Source organism: Arthrobacter sp. D1-29 (genome assembly GCF_054130585.1).
In genome coordinates this window covers 2,164,319-2,178,724 of sequence record NZ_CP096383.1, presented here as the reverse complement: position 1 = coordinate 2,178,724, position 14,406 = coordinate 2,164,319, and the positions used below count along the sequence as shown (strand labels likewise).

The 14,406-nt window shown below is 60.6% G+C and carries 10 protein-coding genes; 4 read left to right on the top strand and 6 right to left on the bottom strand.

What is annotated here, in order from left to right:
- Window positions 1-8: 8 nt before the first annotated feature.
- From M1E17_RS09985 to M1E17_RS09975, 3 genes are all read left to right on the top strand, one after another.
- A complete protein-coding gene (locus M1E17_RS09985) occupies window positions 9-1,664 on the top strand; it encodes an FAD-dependent oxidoreductase (RefSeq protein WP_457967038.1) in 1,656 nt (551 codons plus the stop codon).
- Window positions 1,665-1,878: 214 nt separating this feature from the next.
- Window positions 1,879-2,613, top strand: coding sequence for an IclR family transcriptional regulator (locus tag M1E17_RS09980; RefSeq protein WP_457967036.1), 735 nt, complete (start codon window positions 1,879-1,881; stop codon window positions 2,611-2,613).
- Window positions 2,614-2,837: 224 nt separating this feature from the next.
- Entirely contained in the window at window positions 2,838-3,035 is a 198-nt protein-coding gene (locus M1E17_RS09975; protein WP_457967034.1) for a hypothetical protein, read from the top strand.
- Window positions 3,036-3,214: 179 nt separating this feature from the next.
- On the opposite strand, the gene M1E17_RS09970 is transcribed toward M1E17_RS09975, so the two are convergent.
- Window positions 3,215-4,207: a cyclase family protein gene (locus M1E17_RS09970; RefSeq protein WP_457967032.1), complete on the bottom strand. Its 993-nt coding sequence runs from the start codon at window positions 4,205-4,207 to the stop codon at window positions 3,215-3,217.
- A gap of 444 nt (window positions 4,208-4,651) precedes the next feature.
- Here M1E17_RS09970 and M1E17_RS09965 point away from each other — a divergent pair, with 444 nt between their 5' ends.
- Complete coding sequence (locus M1E17_RS09965; RefSeq protein ID WP_457967030.1) at window positions 4,652-6,487, top strand: flavin-containing monooxygenase; 1,836 nt, start codon at window positions 4,652-4,654, stop codon at window positions 6,485-6,487.
- A 934-nt stretch (window positions 6,488-7,421) separates the two neighbouring features.
- Here M1E17_RS09965 and M1E17_RS09960 read toward each other — a convergent pair.
- The 5 genes from M1E17_RS09960 to M1E17_RS09940 all read right to left on the bottom strand — a co-directional run bounded on the left by M1E17_RS09960 (window position 7,422) and on the right by M1E17_RS09940 (window position 14,000).
- Window positions 7,422-9,059: an FAD-dependent oxidoreductase gene (locus tag M1E17_RS09960; RefSeq protein ID WP_457967028.1), complete on the bottom strand. Its 1,638-nt coding sequence runs from the start codon at window positions 9,057-9,059 to the stop codon at window positions 7,422-7,424.
- Window positions 9,060-9,366: 307 nt separating this feature from the next.
- Entirely contained in the window at window positions 9,367-10,266 is a 900-nt protein-coding gene (locus M1E17_RS09955; RefSeq protein WP_457967027.1) for an SDR family NAD(P)-dependent oxidoreductase, read from the bottom strand.
- Between the two features lie 119 nt (window positions 10,267-10,385).
- A complete protein-coding gene (locus M1E17_RS09950) occupies window positions 10,386-11,159 on the bottom strand; it encodes an SDR family NAD(P)-dependent oxidoreductase (protein ID WP_457967025.1) in 774 nt (257 codons plus the stop codon).
- Between the two features lie 79 nt (window positions 11,160-11,238).
- The gene (locus M1E17_RS09945) at window positions 11,239-12,084 is read right to left on the bottom strand and encodes an MBL fold metallo-hydrolase (protein ID WP_457967023.1); all 846 of its coding nucleotides are present in this window, start codon (window positions 12,082-12,084) and stop codon (window positions 11,239-11,241) included.
- Window positions 12,085-12,197: 113 nt separating this feature from the next.
- Entirely contained in the window at window positions 12,198-14,000 is a 1,803-nt protein-coding gene (locus M1E17_RS09940; RefSeq protein WP_457967021.1) for an NAD(P)-binding domain-containing protein, read from the bottom strand.
- Window positions 14,001-14,406: the final 406 nt, after the last annotated feature.

Sequence of the window (14,406 nt, the reverse complement as noted above, 5' to 3'; positions counted from 1 at the left end):
GAGAAGCAATGCCATTCAACACCAGCGCACGAGATGAGACGGTAGACGTCATCGTGCTCGGCACCGGGGCCGCCGGTCTCACCGCAGCCATCACGGCAACTCGGCTGGGACGATCGGTTGCCATTTTCGAGAAGGAAGCCACGGTGGGTGGCACCACGGCAGTCTCAGGCGGCGTGGTCTGGGTGCCCGCGCACGACCGGAGTTCGACCGGCAAGGATTTCTCGATCGACGATGCCCTCACCTACCTGGCCGCGCTCTCGAACGGGACAATGCGGGACGACCTCGTCCAGGCTTTTGTCCGCACCGGTCCCCGGATGCTCGACTTCATCGAGCAGGCAACCCAATTGAGGTTCCACCCGTACGAGGGCTTCCCCGATTACAAGCCCGAAAAGCCCGGCGGTCGCCCAGCCGGCGGCAGGTCGTTCAATCCTGCTCCATTCAACTTTGCTGAGCTGGGCGACTGGGCATCAGCAGTCACGGCCTTTCCTGCCGACTGGAGCGACGTCGGTTTCGATGCTGAGACGATGGCTCGCGTCGGCCAGTCCGCGGCGGAGTTCGGCTTCGACGATAACGCTAACGTGAAGTTCATGGGCAAGGCCCTTATAGGCGGGCTTCTGAAGGGGCTGCTGGACGCAGGGGTGGTGCCCCGAGTTAACTCCCCCGCCACCGAACTCATCGTCACGGATGGTCACGCTACCGGCGTCGTCGTGAACGGCCCCGATGGCGCGCGAACCGTGCACGCGAGAAATGGCGTGGTGCTCGCGACTGGTGGCTTCGAGTGGAACCCCGAACTGGTCGGCGCATTCTTGCGCGGACCTATGCTCGCCCCGGTCTCGCCCCCGGGAAAGAACGGCGATGGATTGAGAATGGCGATGAAGGCAGGCGCCGCGCTCGGCAACATGTCAGAGGCTTGGTGGGCGACCGGAATCAGAATCCCCGGCGATACGATCGACGGCCATCCTCGGAGCCGCTCCATCCGCTCGGAGCGCACACATCCGCGCTGCATCATCGTCAACGCCTCGGGCCGGCGCTTCGCCAACGAGGCGCAGGACTACAACTCGATGGGTGGAGCCTTCCACCAAATCGATCCCAGCGACTTCAGCTTTCCGAATACGCGAGCGTGGATGGTCTTCGACGAGCAGCACCTGCAGACCTATGGTTTCCTTGGAGTGAAGCCCGGAGAGATCCCGCCCGAGTGGTTCTCCCGGTCGGCAAGCATCACTGAGCTTGGCGAGCGATGCGGCATCGACACCGCAGGCCTCTCCTCGACCATCGACCGCTGGAACACCGCTGTCACCACCCATCAAAGCGACCCTGATTTTCGGCGCGGCAGCAGCGCCTACGACAGCTTCTGGGGCGACCTGAGCAAGCCTGTCGGGCCGGAACGCACACTCGGACCGATCGACTCAGGCCCGTACTACGCGGTGCCAATCTATGTCGGCACCATCGGAACCAAGGGCGGCCCGGCGACCGACGAAAACGGGCAGGTACGCAATGTCGATGGCGCACTCATCGGAGGGCTCTACGCTGCGGGCAACGCAATGGCCAACGCCCTCGGCATGGCCTACCCCGGGGCCGGGGCCACCATCGGTACCGCCATGGTCTTCGGCTATCGGGCCGGGCACCACGCTGCGACTGGCGCCGGCGCCACCATGAACATGTAGCGGCGCGGCCGCGACATGCTCGAGTGCGACGAAGCCTTCGTGATCGAGATTCAATGTACCCAGGCAAACTATTGGTTCACATGAGAGATATGCATATAGCTACGACGCGTCGTCGAGCACATTTACCCATTAGATTCGACGGCGGTCTCAAGACCGGCCCTCTGCGTAGAGTCTTCGATCTCAGATCACGAGTGTGCACTATATGATTAGGACCATGAGCATTTCGACTCCAGTCAACACAACTCCACGGGTGCAGCCCGGAAGCCAGACCCTAGCCCGCGGCCTCACCGCGCTCATTGCGATCACCGACTCACGCTCGGGCATGACCATCCAGGAGGTCGCTGACCAACTCTCGGTCCACCGGTCAATTGCCTATCGGCTCCTCCAGACTTTTGTCGATTTTGGCTTCATTTCGCGCTCTGACGACAGCGTCTACCGACCGGGTGCCCGACTCGCAAGCCTCGCCACGTCGTATTACCCGAGCCTGCGAGAACTTGCGCTTCCAATTATGCGCCAGCTCGCTGAGGAGCTCGGCTCCACTATCGCCTTGTTCGTCGCCGAGGGCAAGGAGGCCGCGGCCATCTCGATGGTAGAGCCAACCACCACCCTTCACCACATCTCATTCAAGGCGGGGATGCGGACACCATTGGATCGCGGCAGTGCTGCGTACGCACTCGTTTCGGGCATGCCTCCGGTGGAGAATGAGCCGCCCGAGGCCACCAAGGCCCGCGAGGTGGGCTTCGCAAGGAGTTTTGGCGAGATCGAAGAGGGGGCATATGGCGTCGGTGCCTTCATTCCGACGCAATCTCCTGGACCGGTGGCGTGCGTACACCTCATCACTTATCGAGGCGATGTCGCCGAGATGGCCGGCCCAGTGATGAAACGAGCGGCTGCCGCAATCGGCACCCTGCTCTCAGACCACTCTCACAGCACACCCTCCGGAAGCTGAGCTCGCCCGAACGCAGGCACTTCGCGAGCCACGCACTGCACCCATATAAATCGGCGCTTGGCTCGAATCGTCGGGTTCGAGTAGCCGCCTCGTCATAACCAGTGTTGATCGCCCCTGCAAGGCCCGGAACCTCGGCGGCAGGGTTGGCGATCAGGAATCCGAGAGGGTCTTCGCATCTGCCGATCCGGTCTCGTTTGGGGGCCCACGCGAGGAGCACTCGTGTCATGACCCCGAGCCCGGAGAATGACAGAGACGCCGAGGATCGATATCAGCCAGGGCAGCGGCGGCTCGCCCCAGCGTACAACCGGTTACGCGGCGATGCGCTTTTTCCGGCGCCCACGAGCCCCGAAATCACGACGGAGACCGCGAGCGGAAGCCTCGAGAGCACCATCGTCGCGCAGGCAAGCAGCGAGCCGATCTGAATCAGCGAGCCCTTCGTAAAGTTGCTGGTGGTCGTGACCACGAAGGAAAGCCGAGCGCAACCGGGCGTAGGCAGAGCTTAGACTCAGGGTGTAGGCGGAGCTTAATCAGGCTACTCAGTGTGAGTGAGAGTAGTGCCTCATCCGTCCAGATCCGTGGCGCCGTCGCCCTGCAACCGCGTTTACTTGAAAGCGATCGGGTTGACCGGGGACCCGACCCCACCGATCACGCTGAGCGGTGGGGCGACGAGCTGGAACTCGTAGACTCCATCCTCGGCGCAATCGGCAGCCAGTTGCGTCGTGTTCCAGTACTCGCCAAGCATCAGGCCCATGTCGCGAAGGCAGAGCAGGTGGAACGGAAGGAAGACGCCCGTCACCTCACCGCCCGCAGCGTGTTCTACGGTGATGTTGTCTGCGGCCACAGCGGCCACCTCGTGCTCGTGCAGCCACTCGGCGCACCGCCAGCTCAGGCCGGAGACCGGCGCGGACCGGTCACCAGTGGCGACGAAGTTAGCCCACCACCCCGTGTGGATGACCACGATGTCGCCTGATTCGATGGTGACCCCCTGCTTCGCCGCGATCTCATCGAGCTCATCGGGAGTGATCGGCTGGTCAATGCCGAGACATAGCTCGTTGCCTCGGTGCCGCACGACGTCGAGCAGTACCCCCCGCGAGGCGATACCTTTGCTTCCGACTTTGTCAATGCCGCACCGAGTGGCACCCTGGCTGGTCACCCCCGCGGCAGGAAAGTCGTTGTAGAGCTTTCCGTCGTAGTAGCAGTGAGAAAGGGCATCCCACTGGGTGGCCGCCTGCAACGGCATGATAATGACGTCTTCATTGAACCGGAACGGGTTGTCGGCAAAGAATCCGCTGATTTGCGTGGCGGTGGGGTTCGCGTGCCAGTGCTGTGAGTGCTCGACAAAGTTGTCGGCGTCGCCACCGTCCATGGTCATGAGGTGAATCGGGTTGCCTCGCATATAGAAGTCGCCTTGAGGACCGCCCGAACCGAAGTCGATACCCAGTGAAAATAGCTTTCCGCTGCGCACAAGCTGCGCCGAGCCTGCAATCTTCGCCTCGGTGATGAAGTTCAGCGTACCGAGTTCGTCCTCAGCCCCCCAGCGCCCCGTGTTGCTCACGCGCTTCGCAGCATCGTAAAAGTCCTCAATAGTGTTCATGTTTAATGCCTCTCCTGGTCGAAGAACGATCGGTGGTTGTGTCTTCTTTGCACCCGCGGTGTGGCGCCATGGCCGAACTCCGGCACGACAGTAAGGACTGCGGGGAGGCGCACAGGTATCAAGGTAGATCAGGGGCCCTCAGGCCAAAGAGCCTCCCGCACAGGTCTACCTCCGTTGGTATTCTGCTGCCCATCCTCATCACTCAAATCGGGCGTTATTTACACAATAGTGAGCGTTAAATGCGACGATAGCAGTCCAGTCATAGCAGTGCAAGCGGCTGGGTTCTACGATCCCAATGAAGCCCCAAGGCATAGGAGTCCTTATACCGTCTGATCTACGTTCACCAGCGGCCGCTTACGCAGTTATTGACGTCTCAGATCGAACGATGATATCGTTCGTTTAGTGCACCGCACCGTGTAACTATCGCACAGCAAAGGAGCTGACGTGACGTCCAGCATTGACACTATGATCGTCGACACCACCACGATCGCCCGCCAAGCAGCGGACGCATGGCTAAGCGCCTTCAACGAGGCCCTAGCAAGCGCCGACCGCGCAGCACTCGACGAACTCTTCCTCGACGATGTATACGTCAGAGATATGGGTGCGCTCACCTGGAATCTTCGGCAGGAATCCGTCAAGGAACGCGCCATCGATCTGATTGCGGGCAGCATCGATGGAACACACCCACGAGCCTTCAAGGTCGACGCAAACCGCCCCGTGGTCCCCGCGATTATTGCCGAGGCTCCGCGCGTGGTGGAAGCGTTCCTCGCTTTCGAAGTCGATGCCGGCAACGGTGACGGCATCGCCTATCTCGTCGAGGACGACACCTCACCGGTGGGCTGGAAGGCCCGCAACCTGCTCACTCGCCTACGCGACTTCCGGGATCACAAGAACGAGTGGCCCCGCCGCGATCGCTTCGATGACACACACCCCACTGAGCGCTGGAGCGAGTACCGGGACCGGCTGGCCGCTTTCGAAGACCGCGATCCCGAGGTGCTCATTGTCGGTGGCGGCCAGATGGGGGTCATGACGTCGGCTTCGCTGAACCGGTTCGGCGTTGATAATCTGGTCGTTGACAAAAATTCCTCGGTTGGAGGCAACTGGCGCAACCGGTACGCTTCCCTGTTGCTGCACCAGCCCCACGGCATGCTGAACTTCCCGTTTATGAGCTTCCCCGAAAGCTACCCGGAGTACATTCCGAAGGACAAGCTCGCCGACTGGTTCCAGGCCTACGTCGATGCCCTGGAAATTAACTTCTGGACCTCCACCGAATTCCTTGGCGGTACGTTTGACGAGGAATCCGAGACCTGGACGGTGAAGCTCCGGCGCGCCGACGGCAGCATCCGCGAGATGCACCCCAAGCACGTCGTCATCGCAACCGGCGGCGTCGAAAAGCCCAAGGTTCCAAACATTCCCGGGCTCTCGGAGTTCCAGGGTGAGATTGTGCACTCGAGCCGATTCTCCGACGGCGCTAACTACACGGACAAGAACGTGCTGGTCGTCGGGGTCGGAACAAGCGCGCACGACATCTCCCTGGACGTGTTCAAGCACGGCGGCAACTCCACGATCCTGCAACGCGGTAACGCTATCGTCGTCGACATTGAGACCGCAAACATGATGTACGGGGACTACAACCCCCGCATTGTGCCCACCGAACTCGTCGACGTCCGGTTCCTCTCGGGCTTGGTCTACCCACAGCTCAAAGGCAACTTCCTTGCAGGAACGGCGTACGGAAATACCCTCGACGCGGAGCTCCAGGCGAACCTGCGCAAGGCCGGAATGAAAGTGTGGTCCGGCGCAGAAGACTGCGGCTTCTTCTACGAGTACTTCAAGACCGGCGGCGGCTACTACCTTGACGTCGGCGCCTCCGCCGAAATCATCAAAGGCAACATCGGCGTGATCCAGATGGACACCGTCGAGAGCTTCACCACAGATGGAATAAAGCTCAATGACGGCAGCGAACGGCCCATCGACACAGTGGTGCTCGCGACCGGATACGAGAATATCTCCGTCGCCATCGGCGAATACTTCGGCCAGGAAGTTGTCGACAAGCTCGGCCCCATCTGGGGCTTCGGCACGGACGGTGAAATCAACAACACTTGGAAGCCCACCGCCCAAAAAGGACTCTGGATCGGGCTCGGCGCAATCCCCCAGGCCCGCTGGTACGCACCGCTGATCGCAACACTGATCCAAGGTGAGCTCAAGGGCCTGGTCCCGGCCTCCTTCCTCGAGCCGGGCCATCCGTCCCGGACCCCCCTCGAGCAGGTCGTGGACATCTAGCAGCACCTTGTTCACGTCAGTTCGATCAAGACGTGACATGCATGACGGCCTCCGGCGCCGCTTGGTCCTTCAAGCGGCGCCGGAGGTGTCTGCTTGACTGCAGGGTCGTAGCGGTCGAGAGGGGAACCAGTTGGACACTGGCGCTTCCACCACGAGCGTGTACAGGTGCCGCAGAAGTTTCGAATCGTTATGCCATCATCGCAGCCTCGACCACTCCCCGGTAACCAACACCTGCGCGGGAACGGTTCCGTGCTGGACCTCCTCAGCGTGAGGCCTGGCTGGACGTCGATCTGGATTACGACAGAGAAGGGCAGAGGTCTTTCAGGTTGTGCCGGGGTCGGACGGTGCCGATTCGACTCTGGTGGAGATTGCCCAAGGTTCCGGCGAAGCCTGAGATGCCGTTCCTCTAGGAGGGCAAGACGGTTCCGTTCCCGGGCGTTGACTGGCAGGTGGACTCCACCAGAGCCATGAAATAGGACACGGGCGGAGGGGTCATTACCGATGCCCCCCGCCCTCTATTCCACCTGAGGCCACGGCGGCCGACGCCGTGCGGATCCGGTCGCTGAACCTCACCAGGACGCACTATCCCCTGGAGATCAGCGGCACGAAACCGTTGAAGACTCCCCCTTATACCTGAAGAGCTGATGCAAAAGCAGAGGCTACTTACGATTCAACTGAACGCTGGGTAGCCCTGCATCCATCGCCCAGCCTGGCACTTAGCGGGAGTGCGACGTGGGAAGATAGCTCCAGTTCGTGATGTCGCCAAATGGGTAGAAAGATCGCGGGCATAGAGCCTCCAGTCGTACTGGGCCTCGAAGGTCAGCGGCTCGCCCGAGCGAAGGCAGTGCAGGCCAGGGTCTGCTCATCAAACCGGCGCACACGTCTGCGGAAGTCCTTGCCAAGCGCTCGGAGCTCGGACACGGGGTCACCGAATCTACTCCGCGATGACCGGAGTGCCCACCGCGTGCATTGCTGCCAGCCATCCGAACGTCATGTTCGGTCCGAGCGTTCCACCCGGCCCGCCGTAACCGGTGCCGGTCGGCGATGAGGTGTTTCCCGCGGCGTAGAGCCCTGGCACAGTCAGGCCGTCATGATTGACGACCTGCGAGTTGACCGTCACCTTGGGGCCACCCTTCGTGCCGATAGTGCCGGGCTGCAGTTCCATCGCATAGAACGGCCCGTCGTTGAGTGGACCTAATGTCGACTCGGGTAAGCCCTTTTTCCACGGGTCACCCCACCAGCGGTCATGCGCACTTTCGCCGCGATTAAAATCGGGATCGGCACCCTCAGCTACATGTTCGTTCCACCGCGCGACGGTGCGCTCCAGTTCATCTGCATCAATGCCCAGTGTTTCACCCAACGCATGAAGAGTTGGCGCCTCCGTCAGCCACTGAGGTGTCACGCCAGTGTACGGAACTCCTCGCGAGCCATACTTCTTCATGTATGTGTGGTCGTGAATCACCCAAGCGGGCACGTTCGCATAGCCAAAGGCAGCGACGTCCTCCTGCTGGAAAGCCCCGCCGAAGGCGTTGTAGTTCGCTGCCTCATTCGCAAAGCGCCGACCCGACCGGTTCACCATAATGCTTCCTGGGCGAGTGCGGTCACCATTGATCATGTCAAGGTTCATAGAATTTACTCCAGGCGGAAGCACAGCGATCGGGATCCACCATGCCTCACGCATATTCTGGAGGGCCGCGCCAGCTTTGAGCGCCATTCGAAGTCCGTCACCGGTGTTCGTGGGAATGGAGGCCGGCTGAAAGACTTCACCCCGGAGGAACGTCTTTCGGTACTCTTCATTCCACTCGAACCCGCCCGTGGCAAGGATGACTCCCTGCCGCGCGTGCACGACACGGCGCCCGTTCGGGCCTTCCACCTCGACGCCGGTCACCCGGCCGTCCTGTAGGCATAGCTCAACCCCACCGGTCGAGGTTTCGATGTGCACACCCGCCTTGAGTGCTGCACGGAGAAGATGACCGACCAGACTGCCGCCCTGGCCGCGCTCGTCAGCAGTGGCGCGGCGTTCAAGTTCCTCAGGACTGGGGGGGTTCGGAACTCCGGAACCGATTCCCGTTTCGTCCATGCGGTAGTACGGCGAGTAATACGGAGTGACCTCCACGCGGTCGTGCCATTCGCCGAGCTCACCAAAAGCAAAAAGTGGCGTGCCCATGGTGCGGCCGCCTTTTGTTTTGCCGCCAGGATGCTCTGGGTGATAGTCAGGAATGCCAGAGACGGCGTAAAAGGGCGCGTTGCCATGATCTTCGAGGTATCGGATCATGTGTCGCCCGTTATCGGCAAATGCTCTCACGTGCGGCTCGCCGACGAACCCCCGGCCGACCGCGTGTAGATACGTCACGCCTTCTTCAACCGAGTCATCGACTCCGAGCTCGGATTGGTGATCATTGGCAACAATCCATACATGGCCACCCGACCACGCGCTCGTCCCGCCGATTCTGGAGTTCTTCTCGAAGAGCGCTACCCGAGCACCCTCGTTGGCTGCGGTAAAAGCGGCCGTCAGCCCCGTCGCCCCGCTGCCAAGCACTACCACATCGAACGAGCTCGCAACTGTCATCATTGACCTCCAAGTTGGGGCAGACCGCCAGGGAACAAATCCGCTAGCTATTCACAAGGTTTCCTCGCATTTTATCACATATAGTGAGCAAGCACGTCCGCTAAGTACACAACGCGCATAGCTCATGCATACTGCAGGAAGCAGTTGGCAAGAAGCATGGGAATGACTCAATCCCAGTGTGGCTGGCGCAACAATCCGGATGTTCAAACAATTACCCACGACAGGATCCCGACGAGCGCTCCGGGCACCGAAGGCGATGCTCTATCGCATGAAACACAGTGCAGCGCCGTGTTGGATGAGCGGGTTCGCTCTACACGCTGACATCAGTTGTAAGGGATCCCAGCTTGCGCACGAGAAGTGCAGAGATTTCCTTGGCCGACCACACCTCCTCTTGGGCGGCGATCGGCACCAATGACGTCTCGTACTGGCTGAGGGTGATCCCGTCGAAACGGATGATGTGACCGCTCACGCTGCTCGTTTCGTCCGAGAGAAGCGCGACGACCAGCGGAGATATTTGGGCTGGTTCCGGGAAGGAACTCCGGTCGGCTTTAGTCTCATCAAGGTGGTCAAGTGTCATCTGCGTCATTGCCCACGGCGACACTGCGTTTACGCGGATGCCATGCTCCTGACCCTCAATAGCCCAGTTGGCGGTCATGGCATTGACGGCGCCCTTGGTCGCGCCGTAAGCACTCATACCATGAATCCCATGCTGGGCACCCGAGACGATTGTCACGATTGAACCGCCTCGACCGGCTTCGACCATGGCTCGCATCGCGTGGCGGGCCGTGAACTGAACCCCTAGAACGTTGACCTGGTTGATCAGGCGCAGCTGGTCCTCGGTTTCATCCCACGGGGCACCCATGTGCATAATTGCCGCGTTCGCCACCAGCCCATCCAAGCGACCGAAGGCGGCGATGCTCTCTGCGACTGTGCGTTCGGCATCATCCCACGTGGCCACCGACCCTGCCACACTTATTGCCGCCACACCCTCCGTGCGGAGTGCAGCTGCCGTTTCCTCTGCGGCGGACCCGTCGACGTCGTTGACAACAACGCTGGCGCCTGCTCGCCCGCAGGCCAGTGCGTAGGCCCGACCAAGGCCCTGCCCCGCACCGGTGACAATGACCGCTTTTCCCGAGAGCGCAGAAGGTGCACTCGCGAAACGATTCACCACCCCGCCGACGTCGTTACCTTCATTCTCTGTCCTACCCATGGGCATTCCCTCCACTACTTGCTACTGAGCCTGAGCGTCCGCGCTGGACGGGCCTACTTATGACCAGATGGTTGGTCTTGTGCCCCGCACTTGTTCGCCGCGCGCGGCGAAGTCAACTCTCACGGCATGAAGCTGCCGCCGTTGACGTGAATCGTCGTACCGGTGATATGCCCGGAATACAGACCGCACAAATAGAGCACGGCTCCGGCGATCTCGTCGGCCTCGGCCAGACGTACAGGGGAGGTGATTACGCCTGATGAGCGTGCCTCTTCGGCTTGTGCTTCAGGTTGAGGGAAGGCGCGTTCCACCATCGGAGTAAGCGTGGTGCCAGGCGCAACATTGTTGACGGTGACGCCCCACTGAGCCGTCTCGGCCGCGAGTACCCGCGAGTACGCGAGAATGGCACCCTTCGATGCGGCATATGGACCGATACCTGCTCGGCCGCGGTACGCCGCCCGGGAGGTGACGTTAACGATACGACCCCAATCACGCGAACTCATATCCCGGACGACCGCCCTGGCCGATAAGAAGGTGCTACGCAGGTGCACGGCAACAACCCGATCCCATGTCTCCGCCGTAAGCTCGAGAATCGGGTCCGTTGATATGATTCCGGCATTGTTTACAAGAATGTCGATCTTGCCCAACTCACGAATTCCTTCAGCGACTAGGCGCTCGACCTGGTCTTCGTCAGCACTGTCGGTGGGAATGACGACAGCCCTGCGACCGATCGCCTCGATCTCGGACGCCACGATCCGGCCGTTCTCTTCGTGGATATCGCAGATCACGACATCAGCTCCCTGGTGGGCCAGCATCAATGCGGTAGAACGCCCAATCCCGGCTCCGCCGCCCGTGACCATAGCTACTCGTCCGGCTACAGCTTGTTGATCGACCATTCGTATCTCTTTTCATTTTGTGACAGTTTGACCTGCTGCGGGTGGAGGGTTGATGTGAGGAAGGCTGCGGGGAGGCTGACTAAGCTGGCAGGAGCTCGAAGGTCTGCTTTCTCGACTCATCTCTGCTGAAACGCCCCCACCGCATGCCCGGTACGTGCGACGCGACGAATGGAGTACGGTTGTCGATTAATTCCTTGCGGACGTCGACGATCTGGGCTGCTGCGGCCTCACCATCCTTATGGGCCCACAGCGTCCACTCCTGGTCCTCAAGTAGTTCCGGGTAGCCATGCACGAGGTCACCGAGGATCAGACCCTCTTCGCCGCCGTCCTTGAGCCGAATCAAGGAGGTCCCGGGCGTGTGGCCGGCCGCGTCAACGGTTTCAAGCCCGGGAAAGAGCCCGGAGTCTCCATTCCAGAACTCCATCCTGTCTGCGATCGGTCCGAGGCGAGGCTGGGGGGCATCGAATTCCGGCTTCGCCAGCACGTGCTCCCACTCAGGAATCTCGTACCCGGGCGCCATGAAGTACTCCCAGTCTCGCTGATCACAGCGATAGGTTGCGTTCTTGAAAAAGGGCTTGCCGTTCAGTGACGCCCAGCCAATGTGGTCGAAATGCAGGTGAGTGAACAAGACATCAGTGATGTCGTCGGGCCGGACGCCCTTCGCCAGTAATCCGGAGCGCAGTGCGCCGCCGGAGAAAGGGAAGGTGGGGTTGTTGCCGACTCCTGCATCTACGAGTATCAACCGATCCCCGATGCCCTCTATGAGAAAGCTCCCGACCGTCTGCACGGGATTATTGGTGGAATGACAGAGGCTGAAGGAAAAATCGCCCCATTCGCCATTGGTGTGGCCGGCGTAGTATTGCTCCGTCGGAATGACGATCTCCCCGTCGATTACGGAGGTAACTTCAATGTTGCCGATACGCAATTGCTTTCCAATCTGTGTGTAGGGAGGGCGAGTGAGTCCGAGCAGCCGAAACTGCCATTTCAGGCAATCGGTCGCCTCTGGCCTCACGTCAAGGAGACCGGCACGGACCGCTCCTAACTTGTAGTTAGCGCCTCCGTGGGGATCTGGCTGGGGTGGCCTGCCGCCTTGAATGACTCAGGTATTCGTCCCTCGAACTCTGCTTGGATCTCCAGGGCCACCAGCGGCGCATACCAGCGCCCGGCCGAGATGCCGCTTCCGGCAATCGCCAGGCGCGGCTGGGCCGCGATCGGCTTGTACTGGTTGCGTTCGGGGTCGCCTCCGGCGTCATAGCCGGCGACGTCGCCGATTCGCTCGGCGACCTCGGAACCGAAGAAGCGCTCGAGGATAACACGCTGATTTTCATAGCCGGTGGCGAGAACTATCGCGTCGAATTTGCGCACTTCGCCACTGTTTAACCGGATACCGTCGCCGACGAAACGATCTACGTTTGAGAACTGCTCGACCTTGATGTCACCGCGGATCATCGCCTGAGACGCCCCGACGTTGATGTAGTAGCCGCCGGCGACTTCGAAGTACTTCGCGAAGAAACCGTACTCCGACTTGTCCAGAACGAGACCCGCCTTCTCAACCTGCTCGTGTAATTCTTTGTCCAGCTCATTGCCCATTGCGGTGACGCGTTTGAAATTTTCGAGCATGAGTGGCTTGATCTGGGTCACGAGCCAGCGCTTGTCCACCACATCTGTCGGCACACTCCTGGTGTTGAAAGGGCCGTAGTTGAGGTTGGCCGACGGAAGGTCGACGACGAAGGTTGCCCCGCGCTGTAGCAACGTCGACTTTCCATCGTGGTTGACGATGTCGAATGCGATGTCGTGCGCACTGGTTCCGGTTCCCACTACCAACACGTTCTTTCCGGCGAAGTCCGCTCCGGAGCGGAAACTGTGGCTGTGAGTGACGGGGCCCGTGAAATCCTGCAGGCCGGGAAGGTCGGGGATCCGGGGTGTCCCGCTACCACCCGTGGCAAGGACGAGATATTTGGGGCGGAAGGTCCTGTCGGTGCCATCGGCCTGACGGACGGTTGCAGACCACTGCTGCGCGTCCTCATCGTACTCGCCATGCACAAATTCAGTCGAGGTCCAGAGGTTGAGGTCAAGAGCATTGACGTACACCTCATACCAATCGGCGAGACGATCCTTTGAAATGTAGTCAGGAAAGCTGTCCGGGAAGGGCAGGTGAAGAAACTGCATCATTCCGTGCGGCATGTGTAACACCAGCGAGTCGTAACGCTTTCGCCAACTGTCACCCGCCCGCTCGTGCTTGTCGACGATCAGCGCATCGATTCCAAGCCTCGCCAACGCGGCAGCGACGAATACGCCGTTGTGACCCGCCCCAACGATAAGTACCTCGGGCTCACCCTGTGAATAAGTTTTGCGCTGCTCGAGTACCTTCCTCTCGTTCTCAAGCTCCAACTGGTTGTACCGACCAAACTTCGGCCAGACCGGCGGAAGATCGCGAAGAGACTGCAGACGCGTCAGAAGGAGCACGGCCCGCAGGCCCCCTGGAGACGTCGGGTCAGGAACGACGTGCACCAGGCCGTCGCTGAAGCCTGCAGTCGTCTCGAATGTGAAGTCGATCTCGAACGTCTCCGTCAAAGAGAAGGGAACCTCGGAAACGGGCTCAACCGGAAAGTTCGCGTCGATCGTGAAATTCGATGGCTCCAACTCGTCGGCGGTTGTCCAAAAATAATTCGCAATGGCGTCCCTGTCGTGGAACTGACGGATGTTGAAGGTGAATGACAGGAGGTCGCGCCACATGGCGTTCTCCGCGAACAGGCTTTCAAAGAGATCATTGTTACGCCCTTTAAGCGCCCTCTCAAGCTCGGCTAGCCAGATCCCGGCACTGTGGTTGATATCTCGCATAACTTTCACTCCCTTGTGAATGAGCATTCCTGTGCATTCTATGCACGAGATAATGCGATAACTGCAACGAGCCTAGGGGGGGGCTTTGCGCAAGTCAATAGATTCAAGCGGAGTCTGTGTTTGGGGCCCGTGCATCAGACCAGAGACTGACGGATGTCGAAGCCGACTGTGAGGCGGCGGGTGCGGCAGAACGCGCACGTGGATGTGGACTGCTGCTACGTCAGCGCGGAACGGGCGTTCGACCCGTCCCTCGGGGGGCCGGCCTGTCGTCTTCCTCCCGAATGATGTTCCGAGGAACATAATCAGTCTTCTGTGGCCTGCCTGGTTATGTAGCGCGGCCGCCGCAACCCGGTTCTGGCGGGTTGTCTGGGTAAGCCCTTAACCGGTTACCGAGCAGAAGACCAGG

Coding starts and splice junctions, on each gene's coding strand:
- M1E17_RS09975 (WP_457967034.1), top strand. CDS start 2,838: ATGACCCCGAGCCCGGAGAATGACAGAGACGCCGAGGATCGATATCAG.
- M1E17_RS09950 (WP_457967025.1), bottom strand. CDS start 11,159: ATGGTCGATCAACAAGCTGTAGCCGGACGAGTAGCTATGGTCACGGGC.
- M1E17_RS09955 (WP_457967027.1), bottom strand. CDS start 10,266: ATGGGTAGGACAGAGAATGAAGGTAACGACGTCGGCGGGGTGGTGAAT.
- M1E17_RS09940 (WP_457967021.1), bottom strand. CDS start 14,000: ATGCGAGATATCAACCACAGTGCCGGGATCTGGCTAGCCGAGCTTGAG.
- M1E17_RS09980 (WP_457967036.1), top strand. CDS start 1,879: ATGAGCATTTCGACTCCAGTCAACACAACTCCACGGGTGCAGCCCGGA.
- M1E17_RS09985 (WP_457967038.1), top strand. CDS start 9: ATGCCATTCAACACCAGCGCACGAGATGAGACGGTAGACGTCATCGTG.
- M1E17_RS09970 (WP_457967032.1), bottom strand. CDS start 4,207: ATGAACACTATTGAGGACTTTTACGATGCTGCGAAGCGCGTGAGCAAC.
- M1E17_RS09960 (WP_457967028.1), bottom strand. CDS start 9,059: ATGATGACAGTTGCGAGCTCGTTCGATGTGGTAGTGCTTGGCAGCGGG.